Annotated in this window: 26 protein-coding genes and 1 pseudogene; 6 read left to right on the top strand and 21 right to left on the bottom strand. The window is 68.1% G+C overall.

The features are described from left to right. The 5 genes and pseudogenes from ribB to MKK88_RS06090 form a co-directional block, all read right to left on the bottom strand. The gene (ribB, locus tag MKK88_RS06115) at nucleotides 1–1,077 is read right to left on the bottom strand and encodes a 3,4-dihydroxy-2-butanone-4-phosphate synthase (protein ID WP_243997898.1); all 1,077 of its coding nucleotides are present in this window, start codon (nucleotides 1,075–1,077) and stop codon (nucleotides 1–3) included. Nucleotides 1,078–1,111: 34 nt separating this feature from the next. After that, nucleotides 1,112–2,212 carry a chorismate synthase gene (aroC, locus tag MKK88_RS06110; RefSeq protein ID WP_243997896.1) on the bottom strand — a complete coding sequence of 367 codons (1,101 nt, stop codon included), beginning with the start codon at nucleotides 2,210–2,212 and terminating at the stop codon, nucleotides 1,112–1,114. Between the two features lie 60 nt (nucleotides 2,213–2,272). Beyond that, a pseudogene (locus tag MKK88_RS34230) lies at nucleotides 2,273–2,574 on the bottom strand (addiction module antidote protein). 318 nt (nucleotides 2,575–2,892) lie between these two features. After that, nucleotides 2,893–3,501 carry a DUF3578 domain-containing protein gene (locus tag MKK88_RS06095; RefSeq protein ID WP_243997893.1) on the bottom strand — a complete coding sequence of 203 codons (609 nt, stop codon included), beginning with the start codon at nucleotides 3,499–3,501 and terminating at the stop codon, nucleotides 2,893–2,895. Next, nucleotides 3,498–4,631, bottom strand: coding sequence for an anhydro-N-acetylmuramic acid kinase (locus MKK88_RS06090; RefSeq protein ID WP_243997891.1), 1,134 nt, complete (start codon nucleotides 4,629–4,631; stop codon nucleotides 3,498–3,500). Before MKK88_RS06090 ends, MKK88_RS06095 begins: the two co-directional genes overlap by 4 nt. A 123-nt stretch (nucleotides 4,632–4,754) precedes the next feature. Between MKK88_RS06090 and tyrS the strand changes: the two genes are divergently transcribed. Both tyrS and MKK88_RS06080 read left to right on the top strand, forming a co-directional pair. Further along, nucleotides 4,755–6,026, top strand: a complete 1,272-nt coding sequence (gene tyrS, locus MKK88_RS06085; RefSeq protein WP_243997889.1) for a tyrosine--tRNA ligase — start codon at nucleotides 4,755–4,757, stop codon at nucleotides 6,024–6,026. Further along, a complete protein-coding gene (locus MKK88_RS06080; protein ID WP_243997887.1) occupies nucleotides 6,023–6,709 on the top strand; it encodes a response regulator in 687 nt (228 codons plus the stop codon). Before tyrS ends, MKK88_RS06080 begins: the two co-directional genes overlap by 4 nt. A 12-nt stretch (nucleotides 6,710–6,721) precedes the next feature. Here MKK88_RS06080 and tatC read toward each other — a convergent pair whose 3' ends face one another. The 6 genes from tatC to argS all read right to left on the bottom strand — a co-directional run bounded on the left by tatC (nucleotide 6,722) and on the right by argS (nucleotide 13,075). Continuing rightward, nucleotides 6,722–7,522: a twin-arginine translocase subunit TatC gene (gene tatC, locus MKK88_RS06075; protein ID WP_243997885.1), complete on the bottom strand. Its 801-nt coding sequence runs from the start codon at nucleotides 7,520–7,522 to the stop codon at nucleotides 6,722–6,724. Next, nucleotides 7,519–8,079 carry a Sec-independent protein translocase protein TatB gene (tatB, locus tag MKK88_RS06070; RefSeq protein ID WP_243997883.1) on the bottom strand — a complete coding sequence of 187 codons (561 nt, stop codon included), beginning with the start codon at nucleotides 8,077–8,079 and terminating at the stop codon, nucleotides 7,519–7,521. The genes tatC and tatB overlap by 4 nt, the downstream gene beginning before the upstream one ends. An 83-nt stretch (nucleotides 8,080–8,162) precedes the next feature. Continuing rightward, nucleotides 8,163–8,435: a twin-arginine translocase TatA/TatE family subunit gene (locus MKK88_RS06065; protein WP_243997880.1), complete on the bottom strand. Its 273-nt coding sequence runs from the start codon at nucleotides 8,433–8,435 to the stop codon at nucleotides 8,163–8,165. Between the two features lie 146 nt (nucleotides 8,436–8,581). Then, a complete protein-coding gene (nagZ, locus tag MKK88_RS06060) occupies nucleotides 8,582–9,586 on the bottom strand; it encodes a beta-N-acetylhexosaminidase (RefSeq protein WP_243997878.1) in 1,005 nt (334 codons plus the stop codon). Nucleotides 9,587–9,910: 324 nt separating this feature from the next. Further along, complete coding sequence (locus MKK88_RS06055) at nucleotides 9,911–11,275, bottom strand: SPOR domain-containing protein (RefSeq protein ID WP_243997876.1); 1,365 nt, start codon at nucleotides 11,273–11,275, stop codon at nucleotides 9,911–9,913. 48 nt (nucleotides 11,276–11,323) lie between these two features. Continuing rightward, entirely contained in the window at nucleotides 11,324–13,075 is a 1,752-nt protein-coding gene (gene argS / locus MKK88_RS06050; protein WP_243997874.1) for an arginine--tRNA ligase, read from the bottom strand. A 258-nt stretch (nucleotides 13,076–13,333) separates the two neighbouring features. Between argS and MKK88_RS06045 the strand changes: the two genes are divergently transcribed. Further along, nucleotides 13,334–13,759 (top strand): hypothetical protein, encoded by a 426-nt coding sequence (locus MKK88_RS06045; RefSeq protein WP_243997872.1) that lies wholly within the window; start codon nucleotides 13,334–13,336, stop codon nucleotides 13,757–13,759. A 103-nt stretch (nucleotides 13,760–13,862) separates the two neighbouring features. On the opposite strand, the gene MKK88_RS06040 is transcribed toward MKK88_RS06045, so the two are convergent. Beyond that, nucleotides 13,863–15,110: a deoxyguanosinetriphosphate triphosphohydrolase gene (locus MKK88_RS06040; protein ID WP_243997870.1), complete on the bottom strand. Its 1,248-nt coding sequence runs from the start codon at nucleotides 15,108–15,110 to the stop codon at nucleotides 13,863–13,865. Nucleotides 15,111–15,264: 154 nt separating this feature from the next. Here MKK88_RS06040 and MKK88_RS06035 point away from each other — a divergent pair, with 154 nt between their 5' ends. Together MKK88_RS06035 and MKK88_RS06030 are read left to right on the top strand one after the other, a co-directional pair. Then, a complete protein-coding gene (locus MKK88_RS06035) occupies nucleotides 15,265–15,591 on the top strand; it encodes a HesB/IscA family protein (RefSeq protein ID WP_243997868.1) in 327 nt (108 codons plus the stop codon). Nucleotides 15,592–15,743: 152 nt separating this feature from the next. Further along, nucleotides 15,744–17,675: a hypothetical protein gene (locus MKK88_RS06030; protein WP_243997866.1), complete on the top strand. Its 1,932-nt coding sequence runs from the start codon at nucleotides 15,744–15,746 to the stop codon at nucleotides 17,673–17,675. A 7-nt stretch (nucleotides 17,676–17,682) separates the two neighbouring features. On the opposite strand, the gene MKK88_RS06025 is transcribed toward MKK88_RS06030, so the two are convergent. From MKK88_RS06025 to MKK88_RS06015, 3 genes are read right to left on the bottom strand one after another with little or no spacing between them, the layout of a single operon-like run. Further along, nucleotides 17,683–18,417 carry an ABC transporter ATP-binding protein gene (locus tag MKK88_RS06025; protein ID WP_243997864.1) on the bottom strand — a complete coding sequence of 245 codons (735 nt, stop codon included), beginning with the start codon at nucleotides 18,415–18,417 and terminating at the stop codon, nucleotides 17,683–17,685. Then, the gene (locus MKK88_RS06020) at nucleotides 18,398–19,135 is read right to left on the bottom strand and encodes an ABC transporter permease (protein ID WP_243997862.1); all 738 of its coding nucleotides are present in this window, start codon (nucleotides 19,133–19,135) and stop codon (nucleotides 18,398–18,400) included. Before MKK88_RS06020 ends, MKK88_RS06025 begins: the two co-directional genes overlap by 20 nt. Before the next feature lie 51 nt (nucleotides 19,136–19,186). Further along, nucleotides 19,187–20,170, bottom strand: coding sequence for an ABC transporter substrate-binding protein (locus tag MKK88_RS06015; protein WP_243997860.1), 984 nt, complete (start codon nucleotides 20,168–20,170; stop codon nucleotides 19,187–19,189). A 182-nt stretch (nucleotides 20,171–20,352) separates the two neighbouring features. Between MKK88_RS06015 and MKK88_RS06010 the strand changes: the two genes are divergently transcribed. Next, nucleotides 20,353–20,730, top strand: a complete 378-nt coding sequence (locus MKK88_RS06010; protein ID WP_243997858.1) for a 4a-hydroxytetrahydrobiopterin dehydratase — start codon at nucleotides 20,353–20,355, stop codon at nucleotides 20,728–20,730. Between the two features lie 6 nt (nucleotides 20,731–20,736). Here MKK88_RS06010 and MKK88_RS06005 read toward each other — a convergent pair whose 3' ends face one another. The 6 genes from MKK88_RS06005 to MKK88_RS05980 form a co-directional block, all read right to left on the bottom strand. Beyond that, on the bottom strand, nucleotides 20,737–20,958 hold the full coding sequence (locus MKK88_RS06005) for a hypothetical protein (RefSeq protein WP_243997856.1): 222 nt from the start codon (nucleotides 20,956–20,958) through the stop codon (nucleotides 20,737–20,739). A 30-nt stretch (nucleotides 20,959–20,988) separates the two neighbouring features. Beyond that, the gene (locus tag MKK88_RS06000) at nucleotides 20,989–21,264 is read right to left on the bottom strand and encodes a helix-turn-helix domain-containing protein (protein WP_243997854.1); all 276 of its coding nucleotides are present in this window, start codon (nucleotides 21,262–21,264) and stop codon (nucleotides 20,989–20,991) included. Nucleotides 21,265–21,267: 3 nt separating this feature from the next. Then, nucleotides 21,268–21,621: a hypothetical protein gene (locus tag MKK88_RS05995; RefSeq protein WP_243997852.1), complete on the bottom strand. Its 354-nt coding sequence runs from the start codon at nucleotides 21,619–21,621 to the stop codon at nucleotides 21,268–21,270. 28 nt (nucleotides 21,622–21,649) lie between these two features. After that, on the bottom strand, nucleotides 21,650–21,997 hold the full coding sequence (locus MKK88_RS05990) for a hypothetical protein (RefSeq protein ID WP_243997850.1): 348 nt from the start codon (nucleotides 21,995–21,997) through the stop codon (nucleotides 21,650–21,652). A gap of 294 nt (nucleotides 21,998–22,291) precedes the next feature. Continuing rightward, nucleotides 22,292–25,294, bottom strand: a complete 3,003-nt coding sequence (locus tag MKK88_RS05985) for an efflux RND transporter permease subunit (RefSeq protein ID WP_243997848.1) — start codon at nucleotides 25,292–25,294, stop codon at nucleotides 22,292–22,294. 81 nt (nucleotides 25,295–25,375) lie between these two features. Beyond that, a partial coding sequence (locus tag MKK88_RS05980) for an efflux RND transporter periplasmic adaptor subunit (RefSeq protein WP_243997846.1) occupies nucleotides 25,376–26,414 on the bottom strand: 1,039 nt, incomplete at its 5' end.

Raw genomic sequence — 26,414 nt, 5'->3', positions numbered from 1 at the left:
TCAGGCCTCCAACGGCTCGTCGCCCAGGTGCTCGATGCCGAAGCCCGACAGACCGACATAGGCCCGCGACGAGGTAGCGAGGTTGCGGAACGAGACGACGCCAAGGTCGCGCAGGATCTGCGCGCCGAGGCCGACTTCGCGCCATTGGCGGGCGCGCAGGGCCTCTGTGCCCTCGTCGGTGACGCTCTTCACCGGCACGCCGGCGGTCCCGTCGCGGAGATAGACCAGCACTCCCCGTCCAGCGTCTGCGAAGCGCTTCAGCACCGCATCGATCTGCTTGCCGCCGCCGATCACGTCGGCCGCGACGTTTGAGCGGTGGAGGCGCACCAGCACGTCGCGGCCGTCGCCGATCTCGCCCATCACGAAGGCGAATTGCTGGATCGTCTCAAAGGGCGTCGAGAACACGTAGGCGTTCATGTCGCCGTGGTTCGACCGGACCGGGAAATGCCCGACCCGCTCCACCAGCCGGTCCCGGGCCTGCCGATAGGCGATGAGATCGGCCACCGAGACCTGCTTCAACCCATGTTTCTCGGCAAAGGCCTCGATCTGCGGCCCCTTCATCACCGTGCCGTCGTCGTTGGCGAGTTCGCAGATCACGCCGACGGGGGGCAACTCGGCCAACCGGCAGAGATCGACCGCGGCCTCGGTGTGGCCCGAGCGCATGAGCACGCCGCCATCCCGGGCGATCAGCGGGAAGACGTGTCCGGGACGCACGAAGTCGCCCGCGCCCATGTTGCCGTTGGCCAGCGCCCGGACCGTGTTGCAGCGCTGCTCCGCCGAGATGCCCGTGGTCAGCCCGTGCTTCACATCCACCGTCACGGTGAAGGCGGTGCCGAGCGGCGCATCGTTCGAGGCGACCATCGGGGCGAGATGCAGCCGCCGCGCCTCGCTCTGCGTGATCGGCGCGCAGACGATGCCGCAGGTGTTGCGGATGATGAACGCCATCTTCTCCGGCGTGCAGAGCGAGGCCGCGACGACGAGGTCGCCCTCGTTCTCGCGATCGTCATCGTCGGTGACGACCACGATTTCGCCCTTGGCGAAGGCCGCGATGGCCTCGGTAACGGTGCAATGGGGCACGGGCATTCTCGAACTGTTAGGACCGCGACCGGGATCAGGCCTGCGGCCCGACCTGCCCGCGATGGCGCAGGTAGTGATCGGCGAGCACGCACGCCATCATGGCTTCCGCCACAGGCACGGCGCGGATGCCGACACAGGGATCGTGGCGGCCCTTGGTGACGAGGTCCACCTCGGCGCCGTCGCGGGTGACGGAGCGGCGTGACGTGAGGATCGAGGAGGTCGGCTTCACGGCGAAGCGTACCACCACCGGCTCGCCGCTGGAGATGCCGCCGAGAATGCCGCCTGCGTGATTGGCCAGGAAGCGAGGGCGGCCGTCATTGCCGGCGCGCATCTCGTCGGCATTGTCCTCGCCGCGGAGCGCTGCCGCCGCAAAGCCGTCGCCGATCTCCACGCCCTTTACGGCGTTGATCGACATCATCGCGGCGGCGAGATCCGCGTCGAGCTTGCCGTAGATCGGCGCGCCGAGGCCCGGCGGGACACCCTCGGCCACCACCTCGATCACGGCGCCCACCGACGAGCCATCCTTCCGGATCGCATCGAGGTAGGTTTCGTAGAAGGCAGCCGTCTCCGCGTCGGGGCAGAAGAACGGGTTGCGCTCCACCTCGGCCCAGTCCCAGCGCGACCGGTCGATGGCGTGCGGACCCATCTGCACGAGGGCCGCCCGGATGGTGATGCCGGGAATGACCTTGCGGGCCACGGCGCCGGCGGCGACGCGCGCGGCGGTCTCCCGGGCCGAGGAGCGGCCGCCCCCACGATAGTCACGGATGCCGTATTTGGCGTCGTAGGTGTAGTCGGCGTGGCCGGGCCGATAGCTGTCGCGGATCTCGGAATAATCCTTCGAGCGCTGATCCGTATTCTCGATCATCAGCGCGATCGGCGTGCCGGTGGTGAACTGGCGGCCATCGGTGCGGTCGTCGGCGAAGACGCCCGACAGGATCTTCACCTGATCAGGCTCGCGGCGCTGGGTAGTGAAGCGCGACTGACCGGGCTTGCGCCGGTCGAGTTCCGCCTGGATCTCCTCGGCCTCCAGCGGCAGGCCGGGCGGGCAGCCATCCACCACGCAGCCCAGCGCGACCCCGTGGCTCTCGCCGAAGGTCGTGACGCGGAACAGGTGGCCGAAGGTGTTGTGCGACATGGCCCGGCTGCCTTAGCGCGGGAGCGGCGGGGGCACAAACGATGGTGCATGCTTCCGATGCTAAGCCGGCTTCGACTCGGCGATAGGCTGGACGCTGAGCCGGAGGCCGACCGCCTTGAGGACGCTCACCAGCGTGTCGAGCTCCGGGTTACCCATCTCGGGCAGGGTCCGGTACAAACTCTCACGAGACCGTCCCGTCTCGAACGCGATCTGCGTCATCCGTAAGCCCGCGCCACCTCGCCGATCGCCGCGGAAAGAAGCGCGGGATCACCATCGTCCAACGCAGCTTCGATATAGGCCGCGATGCGCTCTGGCGTGTCGAGATGCTCCACGACGTCCCAGACACGGGTTTCGATGGTCATCGGCCCTGCTCCTGCCGATCGATGAACTATGCCTCGCGTATGGTTCGATCCTGCGTTCGCTTGTCGCCGCACAGGAGTAGGACAAACGCCTCCCCGCGTTGTGCGAAGTAAACGTGAGAGCCCGGACCATAATCGACGCGCGCTCACTTCGGCGCCGAAGGGTCTCACATCGCCCGGGTTTCCCAACCCGAGGCGCTTGATCCGGACGTTGCTCTGAGCTCGCGCCTGCTCGTCGCGCAATGTTGAAAACCACCCCGCGAAGGTTTCGGTCTGGCGAATCGTCAGCGTCGCGTATTCTGTAGTTTATAGGCTACATCCCTAGACGGAACACGTCTTACAATCGAGGCCACCCCGCGCCTTCAGCGCTCGATAGGCCGTGACAGCCATCGTGAGATCAGTCCGCAGCCGCCGCTCATCGCCGAGCGCATCGAGATCGTAGGTCAACCCTAGGATGTGCGCCGCCTCGTAGCCCTCCGGCAGTTCGCCGACCGTGCCGAGGCCGATCGTTTCATTTGGCAGTCGATCGGCGAAATCGGCGAGGCGCGCCCGGAACATAGCCCCGCTCGCCCGGAGATGATCGCCCGCGCCGGCCCCGTGCTCGCGGATGGCCGCAACCGTCCCCTGCGCCAGAGACAGATGGACAGCCTCACGATGTGCCGGGAAGAGGTAGACGAGGTAATAGCCCCGGGTTGCGCTCGTGGTGACCGCGGGATCGAAGATTGCGATCCACGGCACGGCCGCCCACTTGCTGCCGCGCCCCGGGCTGCCCTTCACGAGGAAGGGCCCGTCGATCGAAGCCAGAGCGCCGCGCACCTCATCCGGCGCGCCCTTCCGGATCACCGCGGCGAGTGGATGCTTGGCAGGTGGGTCGAGCCGGGCGAGCGGGTATTCCTCGATGATCCGCCGCAGAGCGTAGCCGAGGCTCACGGACGCGCCAGAACCCCACCCGTCATGGGCTCGCGGACCCCGGTGGTCGACGGCAACGTGATCGGCAGACCCTGCAGCGAGCGCACCGCAAGATAGGCAAAGGCCTGCGCCTCCAGATAGGCCGAGGACCAGCCGATCGCGTCCGCGGTCGTGATCTCCGCGCGCAGGTGGTAGTTCAGCAGCCGGACCAACTCGCCATTGCGCGCCCCGCCGCCGGCGACGATCCAGCGGGTTGGGATCTCGGGGGCGTGGTCCAGGGCGCGGGCCACGGCGCGCGCCGTAAAGGCAGTGAGCGTCGCGGCGCCGTCCTCGGTCGTGAGTTGGCCCGCCAGCTTGTGCGAAAACCAGTTCCGATCCAGCGATTTCGGCGGCTTGCGGAAGAAGAACGGGTGCGTCAGCAGCCACGCGAGCAACTGCTCGTCGGGCCGGCCCCGGGCGGCGGTGCGGCCGCCATCGTCGAGGTTCTTGCCCTCGCGCTCCTGCATCCACTCGTCGATCAGGGCGTTGCCGGGGCCGGTATCGAAGGCGATCACGCCGCCCTTCGAGTCGATGAGTGTCGCGTTGGCGACCCCGCCGATATTGAGGATGCCGAACGGCCCGTCGAAGCCCGACGCCTCGGCCAGCGCTTTGTGGAACACCGGCACCAGCGGTGCCCCCTGCCCGCCCGCCTCGACATCGGCGCGGCGCAGGTCCGAGACCACGGGGATGCCGAGGCGCGTCGCCAGCGCTTGCCCGTCGCCGATCTGGATCGACAGGCGCTGGTCCGGACGGTGGATCACGGTCTGGCCGTGGAAGCCGATGACGTCGATCTCCGAGGCGGCCAGGCCGTTCTCTTCGAGAAAGCGTTCCACCGCCTCGGCATGGGCCTGTGTGACGAAGGCCTCCGCCTCCGGCAGGCGGCCGGGCCGGTCCCCGGGATGGAGGACGGATTCCGCATCCTTGGTGGCGGCCCGGAGGAGCGCCTTCTCGTCGTCCGCGTATCCGCGATACCCGGTCGGCCCCAGCGGCTCCAGGAAGTTGTTGGCCCCCTTCACCACATGGACCCGCTCGCCGTCGGTCTCGATCAGCGCGATGTCGACGCCGTCCAGCGACGTGCCGCTCATCAGTCCGATCGCGCGCATCATCGCCATGCCGTTCCGCCCCGTGCCTTTCGGCCAGCGCCCTGCTAAGAGCCCGCCGTATCCTGAACCCAGCGCGAGCTAGCATGCGGGGCCTCGGCCTGTCGCGCCAGCACGCGGCCCGAGATTGTAACCATGACCGCCGAGAGCTTCGCGCCGAAATCCGATCTCCTCCGGATCCTGACCGAGCGCGGCTATATCCACCAGACCTCCGACCTCGCCGGGATCGATGCCGCGGCCGTTGAGGGGCGGCTCACGACCTATGTCGGCTACGATTGCACGGCGCCCTCGCTCCATGTCGGGCACCTGCTGTCGATCATGATGCTGCACTGGCTGCAGGCGACCGGGGGCAAGCCGATCGCCCTGATGGGCGGCGGCACCACCCGGGTCGGCGACCCGTCCGGACGCGACGAGACCCGGAAGATCCTGACCGTCGAGCAGATCGACGCCAACAAGGCCGAGATCCGCAAGACCTTCGATCGGTTCCTGCGCTTCGGCGAAGGCGCGAACGACGCCGTGATGGTCGACAACGCCGAGTGGCTGACGAAACTCAACTACATCGAGATGCTGCGCGATGTGGGCCGGCATTTCTCGGTGAACCGCATGCTGTCGATGGACAGCGTGCGCCTGCGTCTGGAGCGCGATCAGGAGCTTTCGTTCCTCGAATTCAATTACATGATCCTACAATCCTACGACTTCGTGGAGCTGAACCGGCGCTACGGCTGCGTGATGCAGATGGGCGGCTCGGATCAGTGGGGCAACATCGTCAACGGCATCGATCTCGGCCGCCGCATGGGTACGCCGCAGCTCTACGCGCTGACCTGTCCGCTCCTGACAACCTCGTCGGGCGCCAAGATGGGGAAGACCGCCGCGGGTGCCGTCTGGCTCAACCCGGAGATGCTGAAGCCCTACGATTACTGGCAGTTCTGGCGGAACACCGAGGATGCGGACGTGGCTCGCTTCCTCAAGCTGTTCACCCTGCTGCCGATGGCGGAGATCACCCGGCTCGCGGCCCTCGCCGGCTCCGAGATCAACGCGGCCAAGACGGTGCTGGCCACGGAGGCGACGGCCCTGATGCATGGCCGCGAGGCCGCGGAGGCGGCCGCCGAGACAGCGCGCAAGACCTTCGTGGAGGGGACGCTCGCGGCCGATCTGCCGAGCGTCTCGGTGCCGGCCGCCACGCTGGAGGCCGGGCTCGGCGTGCTCACGGCCTTCGGGCCCGACATCGCCAAGCTGGTGCCGTCGACCAGCGAAGCGCGGCGCCAGATTAAAGGCGGCGGATTGCGGGTCAACGACGTGCCGGTAACCGACGAGAAGGCCACGCTCGGCCAGGGCGACCTGACGGCGGATGGCGTCATCAAGCTCTCCTTCGGCAAGAAGCGGCACGTGCTGCTGCGGGTGGAATGAGCGCGTCCGCCAGCATCCTGGTCATCGACGACGAGCCGCCGATCCGGCGCCTGCTCCGAACCGGTCTCGGCACCCAGGGCTACGCGATCGTCGAGGCCGGGGACGGCGCTGCGGCGCTTTCGGCTCTGGAAGCGGGCGGCCTCGACCTCGCGATCCTCGATCTGGGCCTGCCCGACATGACCGGCCACGCATTGCTCGGAAAGATCCGTGAGCGCTGGCCGGACCTGCCGGTCCTCGTCCTGTCGAGCCGCGACGACGAGCGCGGAAAGGTCGAAGCCCTGGACCTCGGGGCCGACGACTACGTGACGAAGCCGTTCGGCATGAACGAGTTACTCGCCCGCATCCGCACGGCGCTCCGGCACCGTCTGGCCATGCAGGGCGAGCGGCCGGTCTTTCGAGTCGACGACCTGACGGTCGATCTCGTGCGACGGATCGTGCGGGTCGGCGAGCGGGAGGTGAAGCTCTCGCCGCGGGAATACGACTTCCTGCGCGTCCTCGTGCAGCATGCGGGCAAGGTCCTGACGCACGCCCAGCTGATGCGCCACGCGCCGGCTTCCTCCGATCCGCAATACCTGCGCGTCTATATCCGGCAGTTGCGACAGAAGCTGGAGCCGGACCCGGAACGCCCGCACTATCTGCTCACCGAAACCGGTGTCGGCTACCGCCTGCGCGCCCCGGACTGAGCGACAGGCATCCTACGGATCCAGCCCTTCCTGGACCCGCCGCGCCGCGCGCAGCTTCTCGACTCGGGCCACCGAGAACACAGAGGCCTCGTAGAGGATCAGCATCGGCAAGGCGAGCGAGAGCTGAGAGATCACGTCAGGCGGCGTCAAAACCGCCGCGGCGACGAAGACCAGGACGATGGCGTAGCGCCGCTTCTCGCGCAGGAAGGCCGCGTCGATGATGCCGATCTGCCCCAGCAGGGTCAGGATCACAGGCAATTGGAACGCGATTCCGAACGCGAAGATCAGCGTCATGATCAGCGAGAGGTACTCGTCGACCTTCGGCATCAGCTTGATGGTCGGCTCGCCGGCGACACCCACTTGCTGGAGCGAAACCGAGAACTTGATCAGGAGCGGCATCGCCAGGAAGAACACCACCAGCGCGCCGAGCAGGAAGAAGATCGGTGTCGCCACGAGGTAGGGCAGGAAGGCCTTGCGCTCGTTCCGGTATAGGCCCGGCGCCACGAAGGCGTAGATCTGCGTGGCGATCACCGGGAAGGCCAGGAAGGCCGCGCCGAAGACGCTGAGCTTGATGTTGGTGAAGACCTGCTCGAGGAAGTGGGTCGCAATCAGCTCGGCATTCTCTGTGCCCACCACCGACGTGTAGGGGTAAACCAACACGTTGTAGATGTTGCGCGAGAAGAAAAAGCACAGAAAGAACATCGCCACGAAGGCGATGAGCGATTTGATCAGGCGCGCGCGCAGCTCGATCAGGTGTTCGAGCAGAGGAGCCCGGGAGGCCTCGATCTCGGCCTCATCGGTGTCGGTCATCATCGGACAGCGGCGCCGTTCTTCGTGTCGCGGTGGGCGTCATCGACGGCGGCCGGCTCGGCGGGCGGCCCGAACGGGTCGTCGACCGAGCCGGGCACCGGAAGCGGCGCCTCAGCCGCCGCCGGCTGCGCTACGGATTCGACAGGGGCCGGTTCGACCGCAGGAGCGACGGCCTCCTGCTCGGCCTTCAGCTGCGCCGTGGCCTCGGCCAGGGAGCGCGTCTCTTCACCCGGCGGCGGGGGGCCGAGTTTCTCGGGCCCGACCTTGGCCCGGCCTTCCACGGCACCCTTCAGTTCGTCGCGGATCGTCTGGACGGGATTGAAGGTCGATCCCACGCCGCGCACGGTATTGCGGATGCCGTCGACCTCGCGGCGAACCTCATCGAGTTCCGCCTCTCGGATCGCCTCGTTGAACTGCATCTGGAACTCGCCGGCCATGCGGCGCAGCTTCGAGGTGATCTGTCCGACGGTGCGAAGCGCCTTCGGCAAGTCCTTCGGCCCGATGACGATGAGGGCGACGCCGCCGATCAGCATCACCTCGCCCCAACTCATGTCCAGCATGTCGTCGACGGTCCTGCTGCCCGGGGAACCGAAGTTCGGCTCCCGTCAGGCTCTACACCAGCGCACGTCCCGTGGGAGTCCCCTCACACCGGCTTGCGTTCGCCGCCGGGGATATGGCTCGCCGGGATGGCGGTGCCGGGGCTGGTCTCGGCGGTATGCGGGATCGTGCGGACGGGCTCGCTCGGCGGCACGACGGTCGGGCTGGTCGGGGGCGTCTCGTCCTCCGCCATGCCTTTCTTGAACGCCTTGATGCCCTTGGCGACGTCGCCCATCAGGTCGGAGACCTTACCGCGCCCGAAGAGCAGCATCACGATGACCGCGACGATGACCCAGTGCCAGATACTCATGCTGCCCATGGCAACCTCCTGCGTACGCCCCGGGAAAGCGGGAGCGGGACGCCACGTCCGGTTGAGGATTTCGGGGCGAACCTAGGGATCACGCCGCCCGAACACAAGCATGGGCGGTGCCAGGGCGGTGGAACGCCGCGGTGGACGACAGCGGGTCAGGCCGCCGCCAGGGCCGCGGCGAACTGAGCCCGCGCTTCCGGGAGGTCCAGGCCGTCGCCGGCGGGACCGAGCCGCGCCAGCGCGGTGGCGGCCCGTTCCGCCGCCCGTCCAGCGAGCAAAGGCGCCGCCTCGGCGACCGCGCGCATCTCCTCCATCGCGCCATTGCAGTGGAGGCCGATATCGATGCCGGCCGCGAAGGCGCGCTCGGTCCGCTCACGGAATGTCCCGGTCAGGGCGTGCATCGACAGGTCGTCGGTCATCAGCAGGCCGTCGAAGCCGATCGTGCCCCGGATCACCTCCCGGATGACCGTTGCGGATTGCGTAGCCGGGTGCTCGGGGTCGATCGCGGTGAACACCACGTGGGCCGACATCGCCATCGGCAGGTCCGCGAGCGCCTCAAACGGGCGAAAATCCTGCGCTATCAGGGACTCGCGGCTGGACTCGACGATCGGTAGCCCGTGGTGGCTGTCGCAGGCGGCGCGGCCGTGCCCCGGGATGTGCTTCATCACCGGCAGGACCCCGCCGGCCATCAGACCTTCGGCAACCGCCCGGCCGATCGCGGCGACGGAGGCAGGATCCGTCCCGTAGGCCCGGTCGCCGATGATGTCGTGGGCGCCCGGTGCCGGAACGTCGAGGACGGGGGCGCAATCGACGTTGATGCCGACGTCTGCGAGATCGTGCGCCATCAGGCGCGCCCCGAGCCGGGCGATCGTCCGGGCGCTGCCGTTCAGCCGTCCATAGCGGCCGCCCGCCGGATAAGCCGGCCAATGCGGGGGACCCATGCGCTGGACCCGGCCGCCCTCCTGATCGATCAGGATCGGCGCCGTGTTACGGCCGATGCAGGCGCGCAGGGCATCGGTCAGGCCGCGCACCTCTTCGGGCGTGCCGATGTTGCGCTTGAACAGGATGAAGCCCCAGGGGCGAACTTCGCGGAAGAAGGCGGCCTCCTCGGGGGAGAGCGACTTGCCGGCGCAGCCGAGAATCAGGGCACGGGAGGTCATCGGGACGTCTCGAAAATTCAGGGGGTGCGCGGCGCGAAGGCGCTCTCGGCCGGTCCGAATCGATGCTTACAGAGTCGGGCGGGAACGGGGAGCCGGCAAGACGAATCGACGGCGCAATGTGGCGAACAAGCTCGCGAGCCGGACGTGTTGCCCCCGGGACTCGGATGGAGGCAAGTCTCCCCGCCGTATCCCGGTTCGCGGGGACGATCGTGTCGGGCGCGACGAAACGGAGCGAACGATCCCGCTTATCGGGCCCGAGGGCCCTCCGGGAACACCCGCGGCAGCCCGCTCGCGAGGATCCGTGACGACGGGCTGCTCAGGCCGTCAGTTCTTGGCGACGAAGCACTGGCCGCCCGCGCTCTGAAGGACGCTGCACAGGCTGGACGCCTCGGCCTTCTCCAGCGGCCCGACGCGTACGCGGAAGATGGTCTTGCCGTTGACCTCCGCCTGACGGATGAGCTCCGGCTTGCCGGCCAGCTGGCTGTACTTACCCTGCATCTGATGCAGCGCGGCCCGGGCCTCGGCCGCTGAGCCGCGGACGCCGAGTTGCACCGCGAAACCGCCGACCGGACCGCTTCTCAGCGCCGCGTCATCGGTGGTCGTGCTGGCCGTCGTGTCCGGGATCGAGGCCGGGCCCGCCGTGGCGACGCGCTGCGCAGCCTTCGGCGGCGGCTTCACCGCAACCGGCTTGGGCGGCGGCGCTTCCACGGGCGCGGGGGTCGGCGGTGCCTCGACGGGGGCCGGGGTCGCCTGGGGTATGCTCGCCGCGGCCTGCCGGCCCGGCTTGGCCTTCGGCGCAGGCGGCGGGGCCGGATCGTCGCCGGGCAACATCATGGTGGGAATCGGGGACGGGGCGGCATCGGCCTGCGCTTCACGGGCCGGCGGCGCGGGCGGCGCCTCGGGCTTCACCGCGACCGTGCGGACTCGCCGGGGCTCACCGAAGGCCTCGAACGGGCCGTTCCCGGGCGTCGTGCCACCCTGGTTCGATGCGGCGACCGTGGGACCCTGAACGGCGCGCGCGGCCTCGGCCACGTCGAGGGGCTGCTCCTCGCGGTTCACGATCTTGATCTGCCCCTCCTTCTTCCCCTTCGGATCGTAGATCTGCCGGTTCTGATCGGGGATCTCGACGCCGTCAGCCACCTTGGGGGCCACCTTGAGGGGGGTCGAATCGGCCTGGACCACGGGTATGCCGCCGTGCCCGCCGCTGTTCATGCCCTTGTAGGTCAGTGCCCCGGTTACAGCGACCGCCACGACGGCGATGCCCGCCCCGACGGAGACCAACCGCCGCCGTGGGTTGGTCCGCCGCAGCGGCCGGTCGTCCGCGTAGCTGCCCTCGCCGGCTTCCACGGCCACGTCGCCTTGATGGGCGTAGGGCGCCTCCTCGTGCGTATCGCGCTCGACCGAGGCCAGATACTGATCGAAAGCATCGGCTGGCGAAGCCTTGACCGGCTCGGGGGCGAAACTCGGCTCCACCCGCCCGTTCCAGCCGACCTGCGGCTCCGCGGGTGCAACGGCCCGCATCTGGTCGCGGGCTGCCAGCAGGGCCCGGAACGGGTCGTCCTGCCCGACGATCCGCGCCAGCTCGGCCAGCGGGTCGGTCTTTGCGGAACCCTGACCCGTTTGGCCATCATGACGCAGATCGCGCGCGAAGGCGTCCAGATCGACCTGAGCGCGCGAAGCGTTCGTCATGGCAGCATCCTTACATCAGCGCCGGTCAGAGGCCCATCGGAGCTGGGCCTATCGCATCTCGTCCGGCGCGGTCACACCGAGCACCGTGAGGCCCGCGGCAAGCGTGCTCCGAAGTGCTTCGGCGAGCGCCAGCCGGGCCCAGGTCGACTTTCGATCGGTTGCATTAACAAACCGTAATTGCGGCAAGTCTTTGCCCTTGTTCCAGAAACTATGAAGGGACGAAGCGATTTCGTAGAGGTGGAACGCGATCCGGTGGGGTTCGTGGGCGTTGGCTGCCGATTCGAGCACCCGCGGATATTGGGCGATGAGCCGCATCATCTCGGCTTCCCCGGTATCGGTGAGCAGGCCGAAATCCGCCTCCGCCAGCAGTGCGGCCGGGGACAGGTCGGCGTCCGGGAAGGCGTCGCGCGCCTGCCGCTGGACCGAGCGCACGCGAGCGTGGGCATATTGGACGTAGAAGACCGGGTTGTCCTTCGACTGCTCGACCACTTTGGCCAGATCGAAATCCAGCGTCGCGTCGTTCTTGCGATAGAGCATCATGAAGCGGATTGCGTCGCGGCCAACCTCGTCGATGACGTCGCGCAGGGTGACGAATTCGCCGGCGCGCTTCGACATCTTCACCGGCTCGCCTGCGCGCAACAGCCGCACCAGCTGGCAGAGCTTGACGTCGAGCGTCGCTTGGCCGTCGCTGACGGCCTTCACGGCGGCCTGCATGCGCTTCACGTAGCCGCCATGGTCGGCGCCGAGCACGTCGATCAGCTCGGTGGTACCCGCGAGGTATTTCGCCCGGTGATAGGCGATATCGGAGGCGAAGTAGGTGTAGGACCCGTCGGACTTCAGCAGCGGGCGGTCGCTGTCGTCGCCGAACTCCTTGGTCCGGAACAACGTCTGCTCGCGGTCCTCCCAATCCTCGGGGAGCTGGCCCTTCGGCGGCGGCAGCCGGCCCTCGTAGACCAGTCCACGCTCCCGCAGCTCCTGCAGGAGCGCCTTCACGGCGCCGCTCTCCTGAAGCGTCTTCTCGGAGAAGAACACATCGTGCCGGATGCCGATCGCCTCCAGATCGGCCCGGATCATGTCCATCATCATGGCAAGCGCGGTCTCGCGCACCACAGGCAGCCATTCCGCCTCGGACTGATCGAGGAGGGCGCGCCCATGGGTCTCGGCGAGCTTGGCGCCGACGGGCTTCAGATAGTCACCCGGATACAGGCCCTCCCCGATCACGTAGGGCTCGTTCAGCGCCTCGCGGTAGCGCTGGAAGGCGGAGCGGGCCAGGACGTCGACCTGCGCGCCGGCATCGTTGATGTAGTATTCCCGGGTCACTGTTCGACCAGCGGCGACCAGCAGGTTGCAGAGCGCATCGCCGAACACCGCACCCCGGCCGTGCCCGACATGCATCGGCCCGGTGGGATTGGCCGAGACGTACTCGACGTTGATCGGGCCACCCGGCATCTGCGCCCGGCCGAACGCCTCCGGCGCCGAGAGGGCGCTGCGCAGCACGGCATGGAAGATCGCGGGATCGAGCCGCAGGTTGATGAAGCCGGGCCCGGCGACGCTGGCTTCGACGATTCGCGGATCGGCCCGCAGTTCCCCGGCCAGCGCCTCGCCCAGGGCCTTCGGGTTGGTCCGTGCCTCCTTGGCGAGCACCAGGGCGGCGTTGGTGGCGAGATCGCCATGGGATGGGTCGCGGGGCGGCTCGACGACCACGCGGCCGAGATCCAGCCCGTCCGGTAGTTGACCGGCGCGGATGAGTGCCTCCACGGCCTCGCGTACGCGCGCCTCGAACAGGGCGAATATATTCATCGGTCTCAGTCTCGCTCGCGGGGAACCTGTTGCCCGGCCCAATCGAGCCGGGCCCGCCCCGGCCGTCTAGCAAGGGGGCGGGAGGGTGTCACGGCGCCGGGTATGCGCGGGACCCGGATCCGCGGCGGCTGGCCCACGGGTGGTCCGATCGGACGATCCCGTGCGGAGATTACCGATCCATTCGAAAAAATCTTGTTTCGTCTTGGGCAAGGCGGTCTCGTCGGCGGCGATCGCGAATCTTCGAACGGGGAGACCTTCATGAAGACCTTGATGATGGCCGGCTCGGCGCTGTGCGCCCTCCTCCTGGCCGCACCGGCCGCGGAAGCGGGCGGATACCGGGGTGGCGGGTTCCAGGGCGGACATTACGGCTACGGCTTCCGCGCCGGCGGCTACGGCTATCGGGGCGGATACTACGGCCACCGGTATGGATACGGTTATGGCCGGGGATACGGGCGGGGCTACGGCTATGGACGCGGCCTGGGCTACGGACTTGCCGGTGCCGGCCTCGGCCTCGGATTGGGTCTCGCCGCCGGTAGCCTCTACGGGGGGTACGGCTACGGTGGTTATGGTGGCTACGGGTATGGCGCTTACGGCTACGGCTATCCGGCGGCCTATGGCGGATATGGATACGGTTACGGCTATCCCGTCACCGGCGGCGCCTACGGTTACGGCTGCGGCTGCTGACCAGGGCGCCCGAAAACTCTTCGGTGGTTCAAGGTAAAGGGGGCGGCCGGGTCACGGATGATTCCCCGGCCGCAGCGCCGTGCCAGCAGTCAGTCGACGGGTTTCAAGGCTCGGCCAGCGGCAATCCCCGGCTCGGCAACTCCCAGTGCAGATCCGGGGTCGCGTCGTAGAGCTTGCGGTGGGCCAGCACCGCATAGGTATCAGTCATGCCGGCAATATAGTCGGCAACACGGCGCGCGATCCGCGCAGTCGGTGCGCCGTCCAATCCGATATGCCATTCTTCGGGCATGCGAGATGGATCCGCCGTGAACGCGGCGAACAGGTCGCGGACGATGGCATCGGCCTTCTTGCGCACCGCCACCACGCCCGGGTGCCGGTACATCCGCCCCCACAGGAAGCGCATGACGTCGGCGTCGGCCGCCGCGATGGCGGCCGAGAACGCGATGACCGGCTCGCGCGCCCCGCGGATGTCCTCGACGCTGCGCGGCTTGAGCGCAGCGATCCGGTGATCGCTTTCGCGGATCACGTCCTCCACGAAGCGTGTGATGACCCGGCGCGCCAGTTCGTGGATCTTGCGCGAGGGTTCCAGGCCGGGGTGAAGTCCGTCGATCTCATCGAGCAGCCCGGCCAGGGACGGGACGGCGCGCAAATCCGGTATCTCGAACAGGCCGGCGCGCAGGCCGTCATCGAGGTCGTGGGCCGCGTAGGCGATATCGTCGGCGAGCGAGGCGGCCTGTGCCTCCGGACCGGCCTGGCTCCACAAATCGAGGGGGTTCAGAGCGTCGTATTCCAGGATCGCGGCTGGGATGCCGCGCTCGGCGTATCGCGGCATCGGCTGGCCTTCAGCATCGAGCAGCGGGCCGTTGTGCTTGACCAGACCCTCCAGCGTCTCCCAGGCGAGGTTGAGCCCGTCGAATCCGGCGTATCGACGTTCGAGGCGTGTGACGATCCGCAGGGCCTGCGCGTTATGGTCGAAACCGCCATGGTCGGCCATGCAGGCATCCAGCGCGTCCTCGCCGGTATGGCCGAAGCACGTGTGGCCGAGGTCGTGGCTCAACGCCAAGGCCTCAGCCAGATCCTCGTCGAGACCCAGCGCCCGTGCCAGCGCCCGGCCGATCTGGCTGACCTCCAAAGTATGGGTCAGCCGGGTCCGGTAATGGTCGCCCTCGTGATGCACGAAGACCTGCGTCTTGTGCTTCAGGCGGCGGAACGCGGTCGAATGCACGATCCGGTCCCGGTCGCGCTGAAAGTCGCTGCGCGTCGGCGAGCCGGCCTCGGGGATGAGGCGGCCCCGGGTCCGGGCCGGGTCCGTGGCGTAGGGCGCACGCCAACGCTCGCCGTTAGGCCGCACGGGAGCTGTCCGCTGTCTCACGCAAACCGGTCATGACTACCTCTCATCCCACGCGTTGCGGCGCGGGCTCATGATCCATATCTTGTCGGTCATGACGTCCGGGACAACGGTCCGGCGGCGGCGTCCACCGAACGAATGCGTGGCCTTGAGACCAATGGCTGACATCACCCTGACCGATCGCGCCGCCAAGCGCATCAACGAGATTATGGTTGCCGAGCCCGCAGGCTCATCGCTGCGGATCAGCGTCAACGGCGGCGGCTGCTCGGGCTTCTCCTACGCATTCGATATTGTCCGGAGCCGTGAGGCGCAGGACGTCGCGATCGAGCGCGACGGCGCCACCGTGGTCGTTGACCCGGTCTCGCTGGAATACATGAGCGGCTCGACCATCGATTTCGTGAACGATCTGATCGGCCAGTCTTTCAAGATCGAGAACCCGCTCGCCACCGCATCCTGCGGCTGCGGGACCTCCTTCTCGCTTTAGGAAGTCTGGTGCGGGGCCTGACGCTCCGGTCGTTGCCGGCTTACGACACCCGTGCGGGCTCGACAGGGTAAGCCGGCGGGCGCGATTGCCTCGCCCGGCAAAACGCGGCACGCGTAACGGACACGCACACGCTCTCTGATCCGGACCCTGTCATGATCTCTCCGAAGGCCCGATTCCGCCTCCGGTCGACCCTGGCGGCGGCCGGAACGGCGGTGCTGCTCGGCCTCGTCGCGCTCCCCGCGCCGCTCGTTGCGCAGGAGGGCGCCGCTGCGGTCCAGGACGTGACGGTCACCGACGTGGTTCTGCCGCTTGGCGGCACGCTCCTCAAGGCGCCGAAGCTGACGGCGAGCGGCACACGCCTCTCGAAGGAGGACCTTGCCGCGATCCTGCGCCCGGACTCGGCGGTTCCGTGGAACGAGCGGCTCGCACGGCTCGATGCCGCCAGCCTGACGGTCCCGGTCCTGACATCGGAGAATGCCGGGCCCGGGGAGAACCGCCAGACCGTAACCTATCGCGATGTCGTGGCCCGGGACGTACGAGCCGGCCGCGTCGGCGAGCTCACGGCCGCCGGTGCGACCGTGAACGTGGTGGCGGGGCCGAATGGTGGCTCAGGGACCTACGGTCAGGTGCGGGCGACGGATCTCGATCTCGCGGCGCTGAGCCGCCTCTACACCACTCCCGGGGACGGCAAAGGGCCGGTCCAGCGCGTCTACGGGACGATCCAGGTTGCGGACGTCGTCTACGCTGATGCCCGCGGCACAACCGTGAAGATTGCGAGCCTGAGCGGGCGCGACCTCGGCGGTCGGCAGATCCCCGATGGCTGGAATGGCGCCTTCGCCATCGTGGCCGGGGGCTTTCAGGACGGCGCCGATCGCCGCGCCTTCGCGGCTGCGGCGGCCGACCTGATCGCCGCGACCACCTTGGGAAGCCTGGAGTTGCAGGGTCTCAGCGTCAGCGATGCCGATCCGAAGGGGCCATTGCTGTTCGAGATCCGCCGGATCGCCTATGCGTCCGCCGGGCCGGAGGCCGGTACGCGGCTTGAGGATCTCGCGCTGTCGCGGGGCGGCCTGCGCACGCAGCTCGGCCGCCTGACACTGACCGGGGCGTCCCTCGCCCCCACGGTGGCGGCACTGCAGGGTATCGCCGCCGAGCCGGCGGCCGGGACCGGCTTCTCCGATGCCGAGATGCGTCGCCTCACGCCGCAGATCGGCAATCTGACCCTCAACGACCTCGCCATTGAACTTCCGCCGGAGGCCACCCCGGAGCGGACGCCCCATCGGGACGGACGGATCCCGGCCCGTGGGACCGGCTCCGAGACGGCTCGCCTCAATGCCGGCAAGCCCGCGGACCCGAAGGGTGTCGAACCGCGGACCGGAGATCCCCTGGCGGTCACCGTCACGCCGCAGCCAGGATCCCGGATAGTGCTCCGGGAGGCCAGCCTCGCCTTCGGTCCGCCCACCGACGGCGTACCGAGCAACAGCCGCCTGACCCTGTCGGGCCTGAGCCTGCCTGCGGATCTGCTGGCCGGCCAGCCGATCGTCGGGATGCTCCCGGCCTATGGCTACCGCAACGTCGACTTCGACGTGGTGGCCGACCTGGCCGTCGACGGGAAGGCGCGCGATCTGCTGGTCCGCGACATCACGATTTCGGGCCGCGAGATCGGCACTGTCCGCCTGTCCGGAACGCTGGGCGGGATTGGACCGGAACTTCTCTCCGGTACCCTCCCGGCGGCGACCCTGCTGATGTTCTCCGGCAGTGCCAAGAGCCTCGACCTCACGGTGGAGAATGCCGGCCTGTTCGAGCGCTTCCTGGCCGCGCAGGCAAAGGATCTCAGCCTCAGGCCCGATGAGCTGCGCAAGGAATATGTCACCGCGAGCCTGCTCGGCATCCCGATCATCCTCGGCAATGGTCCTGCCGCCAAGGCGATCGGGGCGGCGATGGGCCAGTTCGTGATGAAGCCTGGTAAGCTGGTGCTGCACGCCATGGCCAAGGAGCCCGCCGGAATCGGCTTCATCGATCTGGGCGCCGCGCGTTCCCCCGCCCTCGTGCTCGACCGGCTGGACGTCGACGCCAGGGCGAACTGAGGTTCGCTCAGAGCGCGATGATCTCCGGGTGCTGCGCTGCGAGCATGGCCCGGGTCGCCTCCGCCCAGGCCCGGTCGCGCGCCTGACGCGGCCGGTCGAGGGGTATATCGGCGATCAGGCTCGCCGGCCGGCGCGAGACGAGGAGCAGGCGATCCGCGATTCCGATCGCCTCGGCAACGTTGTGGGTCACCATCAGGACGCTCATGCCCGCCCGATCGACGGTTTCGACCACGAGGCCGCGCAGCTCGGCGGCCGCGGCATCGTCGAGGGAGACGAAGGGTTCATCGAGGACCAGCACCCGTGGCCCTGCGGCGAGCGCCCGGGCGAGGGCCACGCGCCGCTGCATCCCGAGGGAGAGTGCCTTCGGGTAGCGGTCGCGCCATGGCGTCAGCCCAAGCTGCGCGAACAGGCCATCGAGATCGAGGCCCCGCCGCGCCCGGGGCAGGCCCAGCCGCACGTTGTGCTCGACGCTGCGCCAGGGCAGCAGCCGCGGCTCCTGGAACACCATGCCGGCCTGCTCGGCCCCGGAAACGCGGCCTTCGAACGCGGTGTCGAGCCCGAGGAGGATGCGCAACGTCGTGGTCTTGCCCGCGCCGGACGGACCGATCAGGCAGACGATCTCGCCGGCCGCGATGCCGAAGGCGAGGTCGCGGACCGCCTCGACGGGCTCGGCGCCGCGCGGCCGGTACCATTTCGAAGCGATCGCAACCCGCAGGACGGGTTCAGCGCCAGCGGCGGACATGGGCTTCGAGCCGCTGAAGGAGGAGGACATCGATGCCGATCATCACGGCCATGAAGACGAGGCTGTAGCCGATGATTGCGGCCACGTCGGTGCTCTGGACGAAGTAGTAGTTGATCGCGAAGCCGACCCCGTCCGGCCGGCCGAGCAGCTCGACCACGAGCACGATTTTCCAGGCGAGCGATAGCCCCGACCGGGCGGCGGTGACCATGTAGGGCTGAAGCTGCGGGATCAGGACATCCCGGGCCCAGGTCCAGCGGTCGAGGCGGTAGGCACGGGCCATCTCGTCGAGGCCGGGGTCGAGGTTGCGGGCGCCCTCGCGCACGATCACCGCGACGTTCGGCAGCTTGTTGAGCACCACTGCCAGGATGGCGGCCGTCTCGGTCAGCCCGACCCAGACATAGGCCAGCACCGTGATCACGAGGGCGGGCGTGTTGAGCAGCACGAGGAGCGGCGTATCGAGGGTCAGGTCGGCGGCCTTCGAGCGGCCGAGCGCCACGCCCAACGCAACGCCGAGCACCATCGCGATCGCGAAGGAGATCGCCACCCGCAACAGGGTGATGCCGATATTGTGGGCAAGATCGCCCCGAGCGGCCTCCTGCGCGATAAAGCTCAGCACCGTCAGCGGCGCCGGGAGCAGGCGCGAATGCGCCTCCAGCGCGGTCGCCTGCCACGCGCCGATGAGCACGACCAGGGACGCGATCCGGGTCAGCGCGCCCATGCGGTCCCGGCAATCCGGACGCGCGGGACAAATCGGTGGCGGAGGGACGCCTCAGCCATTGCGGCTGTTGTCGTAATAGAGGTCGGGCGGCAGGCTGCTCCCCTTGCCGACGAGGCGCGCCCCCCCGAGCCGCGCCATTACGGCGTAGAGCTTCTCCGCGTCGGCGCGCTCCTCCGCCACTGGGCGGCGGGGGATGCCGGCCAGAAAATCGCGCTTCAGCGCCTCGAAGGTCGCCTCGTCCTCCGCGGCCATCAGCGGGCGCACGATCTCCCACGTGGACGGATCCTGGGCCAGCATGTCCTTGGCGGCGCGGGACGCGCGGTAGAAGCCGGCGACCGCCTCCGGCTTCTCCTTCACGGTGGCGTCCTGGAAGAGATAGCCGATCAGCGCCACGTCCCCGGGGACTCCGAGGGCGTGCATGATGTCCTCCGCGCCGATGAGGCGGCGGAATTTCTTGGCTTCGAGCCGCGCGCAATAGGTCCAGTAGGTCAGTGCCGCGTCGAGCGCCCCCTGCTCCAGCTTCAGGGTGATGAGCGGCGGCGCGCCGTAGGCGATCTCCGCGGCGCGCTCCAGATCGATGCCGGCGACGTCCTTGGCCTGGGCCTTCAGGAGCAGCCAGTTCTTGTCCAGCGGACCGCCCGCCACGCCGAAGCGCTTCCCGTCGAGGTCCTTCAGGCTCTTGATCGGGCTGTCGGTCGGCACCATCACGGCGCCCTCCGAGGTCGAATACGGGATGAAACGCACCGCCTGCCCGTCATTGCCTAGGCGTGCCGCCCAGAGCAGATCGCCGACGATCGTATCGACTTGGCCGCCGATGAAGCTGATCCGCGCGGCGTCGTTCCCGGCGAGCTTGACGGGGTCGAGCTGGAACCCGTTGGCTGCATCGAGGCCGCGGGCCTTGATCACCGCCGCCTCCCAGGTCGAGGTTCCGAAGGGCAGGCTCCCGAGGCGGACAACCGGCGTGTCGGCCCGCGCCGCCCGAAGGCCGAGGCCGCCCAGCAGGCCGCCGGCGAGCATCGCGCGCCGTGACAGCATCACGCCTTCTCCCGTCGTCTCTTGCAGTGTTCAGGCGAGGCAGACTGAAGTGCGGACGTGTGCCGGCGCCATTGGAAAATGGTCATAGGGCTCGCATGTCGCCGCGTCCACCGCGGCGGATACGCTTGCACCGGGCCGGATGCGGCGGCACCTTGCGCCGATCGATCGAGGGAGGGCGGCAGATGAGTGAACGGCGTGAGGGCGTGCTGGACGATGCGACCGTGGAGGCGCGGCTCAAGGCGGAACTGCCCGCATGGCGGCTCGAGGACGGGTGGATCCGCCGCACCTACAAGACGTCAGGCTGGAAGAGCACGCTCATGGTGATCAATACGGTGGGTCATCTCGCGGAAGCGGCGTGGCACCATCCCGACCTCACGGCGTCCTACGCCTGGGTCGAGGTGCGGTTGATGAACCACGCCGCCAAGGGCATCACCGAGAAGGATTTCGCGCTGGCGAAGAAGATCGAGGAGGTGGTGTCCTGGCAGCCTGGCCTGGAAGGCCACGGGCTGGAGGGGACGCCGACCGATCCGCGCTTCGCCTACATCAAGTACGACAGGTAGCGGTCGTCACTGGGGCTCCTTCACGCGGCGGCATTCGGTCTTGAGGTAGGCGCTCTTGCCGATCTCGTCGCGTCGCTCGGTGCGGGCGATGATCTCCTGCCAGCCCGTGGCGCAGCCGAGTTCGTTCGCGACGCGGACCTTGCGCACCTCCAGGGCGCGGTCATCCGTACAGGTGTCCTGGGGGATGCCGTTGGCGCAGACCAAGACGACGGCGATGAAGGCGTTCATGCGGGGGAACCTTGGCTTCTCGGTTCCTCCCTACGTTCGAAGCATGCGCAAGGTTTCCGGATTGCCGGCACGCGACCCATAGCAGCGCGCTGCCCAGGCAGCCCTGTGCCGGAATTCCCGCGGCGTCACGCCGAAGTGATCCTCGAAGCGTCGGGAAAAGTGAGCTTGGCTGACGAAGCCGCAGCCATAGGCGAGGATGCGGATCGCAATGTGGGCGCAGCTCGGGTCGATAAGGCGTCGGGCCACCATCTCGAGCCGGCGTCGCTCGATGTAGTCTGCGATGTGCTGGCCGGCCTCGTGGAACATGTCTTAGAGGCGGCGCAGGGAAACGCCCATTGCGGCTGCGAAACACGGCGGATCCAGCGCGGGATCGTGGAGATTGGCCGCGATGAAGGCTTTGGCCCGCTGCAGCAGGATCGTGGCACGGAGCGACTGGGGAACGTCCCGGGCCAGTCGCTCGGCGGGGCTGGCCACGATCAGATCGACGGTGATCGATGCCATCCGCTCGACGCCGTTCGGGGAGAGCTGAGAATGCACGTCGACCAATACGCGCAGAAACGTGCTGGCCAGAAGGCTGGACGGTAGGTCGGCGCTGATTTCGAGAGAGGCGTGGATCTGTGCGGGTGCGAGCGCCCGTTGCAGGCGCTCGCGCGGTATCTCCACGCACAGGCTCCGGCAGCCCATGCCGCTCTCATTCACCGCCGGACGGCTGTCGAGGACCAGGGGCTTCCGGGTCCGCAGCTTTGCAGCGATCGTTCTGAAGGCTGCTGATCGCGCCGGTGAGCGGCAACGCGACGAGGAGGCCCCCGTCGTTCCCATAGCGCCGGCTCTTCGCCGGCGTCGTCTCACCCGTGTCGGCGTTCTGCGCATACCGCGCGACGTCGAGGGATCCGATCCGGGCGGCCTCAATCCGTGCCTCGAAAGGTTTCTCGGCGCCATAACTCAACGCCATGGGCAGCCCCTGCGCCGCCACCATGTCGCGCCGGATATTGAACCGGTTCCGCGGATGAAGGCCTTTCGTCGCGAAGATCGATTGCATCGCGATCCGCCATCCGGGCGTCGAGCAAACGCGCCGCGGCAGAAGAATAACAACGACAACGCCTGAAAAATTTAAGTGTTCAATATCCAGAAATCAAGATGTGATGACGTTGTTGTCAAAGGCGGATCCGGTCATGGTCTTGGATCTTCGTCAGATTTATACATTATTGTGTCTTCGGACGTGGTGTCTTGGTCCGCACAGCAGCTGGCGTCGGCTTCGGGATGCGGGCTGACCTTTCTGTCTGCCCGCCTCGCGAAGCCAGTGACGAAGCGTTGTCGTCACGCCCGCGCCGAGTCAGGCGGTGGATGCCACTGAGCCGCCGGCACTTGGCCGGATCCGGTAGCAGCCGACATACAGGGCGGGCAGGAACAGGAGCGTGAGGACGGTGGCGGCTAGGATGCCGCCGATCATCGCGTAGGCCATCGGCCCCCAGAACACCTCGCGGGCGATCGGGATCAGGCCGAGGCTCGCCGCCGCGGCCGTCAACAGGATCGGCCGCATCCGGTGATGGGTCGCCTCGAAGACCGCGTCCCAGGGCGCCATACCTTCGTCGCGGAACTCCTCGATCTGGCTCACCAGAATGACCGCGTTGCGGATGATGATCCCAACCAGCGCCAGGATGCCGAGGATCGCCACGAAACCCATCGGCTTGTCGAACAGCAGCAGCGCCGGCACGACGCCGATCAGTCCGAGGGGCGCCACGGTGAAGACCAGCAGCATGCGCCCGACGCTTTGAAGCTGGATCATCAGCAGCAGCGCCATCGCGAGCAACATGACCGGCACGACCGCCGCGATCGGCCCCTGGCCCTTGGCGGATTCTTCGACGGCTCCGCCGGTCGTCAGGGTATAACCCTCCTGCAGCGCTTTCACGAAGGCGGCGATGCCGGGCTGGAGAGCGGCCACGATGGTGGCGGGCTGCGTCGTTCCATGGATCGTCGCCCGAACCGTTACGGTCGGCAACCGGTCCCGACGCCAGACGATCGGCTGTTCGAGCCCGTAGCCGATCCGCGCGAAGGCCAGCAGCGGCACCACGGTGCCGTTGGACAGCCCGACCTGCAGCGATTGCAAGGTATCGAGGGAGGAGCGTTCGGCGGCGCGCGCGCGGCCGACGACGTTCACGAGGTAGATCGAATCGCGCACCTGCGTGATCGTCTGACCACCCTCGATGCCGTTGAGGATGCCGGCGACATCCTGGCTCGACACGCCGAGTTGGCGCGCCTTGTCCTGCAGGATCTCGACCCGCAGAACCTTGCCGGGCTCATTCCAGTCGAAGGTCGGTACGTCGAGGCGTGTGTCGCTCGCGACCACGTTGGCGAGATCGAGGGCGAGGTGGCGCACCGTTTCCATATTCGGTCCGCTGAGGCGGTACTGGACCGGTCGTCCCACAGGCGGCCCGAGGCTGAGCGGCTGAACCAACACGTCGGTTCCAACGAAGTCGCGTCGGGCCATGTTCTGAAGGCGCGCCATCACGTGGTCGCGGACCTCGAGCGATTCCGTGACGATCACGATCTGCCCGAAGAACGCGTTCGACAATTGTTGATCGAGGGGCAGGTAGAAGCGCACGGCCCCCTGCCCCACATAGGACGACCAGCTCGAAACGTCGGAATCGTCCTTCAGCCTCGCCTCGAAGCGGTCCATCTGCGCCCGCGTCTCGGCGATCGTGGCGTTCTGCGGCAGGGTCAGATCGACCAGCACCTCAGAGCGGTCCGAGGACGGGAAGAACTGCTGCTGCACGTGGCCCATGCCGATGATGGCAACGGCCATCACGGCGAGGCAGGCCACCACCGTGCTCCAGTGCCAGCGCATCGCGACGCGCAGAGCCGCCGTGAACATCCGGGTGAACAGCCCATCCTTTTCGCTGTGGTGCTTCATGGTCTTGGGAAGCAGCGTCACGCCGATGAGCGGCGCGAACAGCACCGCGACCACCCAGGACACCAGCAGCGAGGCCGCCAGCACCACGAACAGCGAGTAGGTGTATTCGCCCGCCCCCGACCCGTTGAAGCCGATCGGCAGGAAGCCCGCTACCGTGACGAGCGTCCCGGTCAGCATCGGGAAGGCCGTCGAGGTGTAGGCGAAGGTCGCGGCCTTCAGGAGCGTGTCGCCGCGCTCCAGCCGCGCCACCATCATCTCCACGGTGATCATGGCGTCATCGACGAGGAGGCCGAGTGCGATGATCAGCGCGCCGAGCGAAATGCGCTGCAGCGTAACGTCCATGATCTGCATGATGACGAAGACGATCGCGAGGACGAGGGGGATCGATACCGAGACCACGAGGCCGGCCCGGACGCCGAGACTCACGAAGCTGACCGCCAGCACGATCACGATGGCCTCGACCAAAGCCTCGGTGAAACCGCCGACCGCGTGCTCGACCTGTTTGGGCTGATCCGACACGAGGTGGATTCCGACGCCCACGGGCAGCTTTGCCTCGATCAGGCGCATCCGCTCCTTCAGCGCCGCGCCGAAATGCAGCAGGTTGGCGCCGGGCCGCATCGCGATGGCGAGGCCGATCGCCGGCTTGCCGTCCACCCGGAACAGGGCGGAGGGCGGGTCCTCGTAGCCGCGGCTGATCTCGGCGATATCGGCAAGGCGGAAGAAGCGGTCGTTCACCCGCAGATTGAAATCCTGAAGTGCGGTCTCGGACGCGAAGGAACCGCTGACCCGGAGCGAGACCCGTTCGGGGCCGGCCTGGACCACGCCCGAGGCGGAGACGGCGTTCTGCGCCTGGAGCGCCTTGATCAGGGCCGAGAAGTCGATGCCATAGCCGGCGAGCTTGCGGGTCGAGAAATCGAGGAAGATCGTCTCGGCCTCGGTGCCGATCAGCTGGGTCTTCCCGATATCGGGCACCCGCAGCACCTCGGTGCGCACGCCCTCGACGTAATCGCGCAGCTGCCGGTAGGTCAGGCCGTCGGCCGTGAAGGCGTAGATGTTGCCGTAGACGTCGCCGAACTCGTCATTGAAGAACGGCCCCTGCACGCCCTCGGGAAATTGTCCCTTGATGTCGCCCAGGCGCTTGCGGACCTGATAGAAGGCCGGTTGGATCTCATTCTTCTTCAGCGTATCGCGGAACTGTACGAAGACCGTGGAGAAGCCCGGGGTCGTATAGCTGCGGACATAATCCAGCCCGTTGAGCTGTTGCAGTTCCTTCTCGACCCGGTCGGTGACCTGATCGAGGGTCTCCTTGACGGTCGCGCCCGGCCATGTGGTCTGCACCACCATGGTCTTGATCGTGAACGGTGGATCCTCCTCACGACCGAGGCGGGTATAGGCCATCACGCCCGCGATGAGCGCAACGAGCATCAGGAATCAGACGAACGAGCGGTGCCCGAGCGCCCAGTCGGAGAGATTGAAGCTTTTCACGTCAAACCCCGTGCCACCGTCTCAGACGGCGTCGTGCGTCAGCCGCACGGGCTGACCGTCCTTGAGCGAGTGGACGCCGGCGACCACGACCCGGTCGCCGGCCCGCAGACCGTCGATGACGGCGATGCGGCCCTGATCCGCACGGTCGCGCTCCGACACCACCGTCACGTCGCGCCGAGCCACCGACTTGCCGTCCGGCGCGACCACCCAGACCGAGCGCCGGCCGCCCTCCTCCAGCAGCGCCGAGGGGGGGAGCAGGAACCGTGGATGGACATTGCTGGCGAGCGCGACATCGATGGTCGCACCCAAGCGAAAGGCAGGCCCGGGATCGTCCAGGGCGATCCGGATCCGCTTCGAGCGCGTCCCGGCCTCGGCGAGCGGCGCAATCTCGCGCACCCGGCCGGTCGTGGTCAGGTCCGGGGCGCTCTGGAGCGCGACGGTGAAGCGGCAATCCGGGGGCAGCGCCGCGACATAGGCTTCCGGTATGTCGATGACCGCCTCACGCACGTCCGGCCGGGCCACGGTGACCACGCCCTGGCCCGCACTCAGAACCTGCCCGATCTCGGCGAGGCGCTGCGTGACGACGCCATCGAACTCGGCCTTCAGCTCCGTGTAACCCATCTGGTCCCGGGCCTTCTGCAAGCTCGCCATCGCCTGATCGACGCGGGCCCGCGCGGTGTCGCGCCGGGCGACGGCCTGATCCAGCGTGGCCTGCGCGACGCTGTTGCCGGTCATCAGGCGGCGCGTGCGCGCCTCGGCGGCCTCCGCGTTCTCGGCCTGGGCCCGGGCATCGGCGAGGTCAGCCTCGGCGCGGGTCAGGTCGAAGCGGCTGACGATGGTGTCGAGGGCGGCCAGGCGCTGCCCCTTCTTGACGAGGTCGCCCACCGTGACGTCACGCGCCACCATCCGGCCGGGGATCTGGAAGCCGAGCTGAGCCTGATAGCGGGGCTCGATCGTCCCCGCGAAGGGGCCGAGGGTGATTGTGTCGCTCGGCTCGGCGACCTGAGTCAGGACGGGCCGGACGGGGGTCTCGACCTCGGCCCTGTCGCCGCGATCAGTG

The organism is Methylobacterium sp. E-005, from assembly GCF_022829725.1.
Lineage (GTDB): Bacteria > Pseudomonadota > Alphaproteobacteria > Rhizobiales > Beijerinckiaceae > Methylobacterium.
Note: the sequence above shows the minus strand (reverse complement) of the source record. Positions and strands in the feature narration are given on the sequence as shown.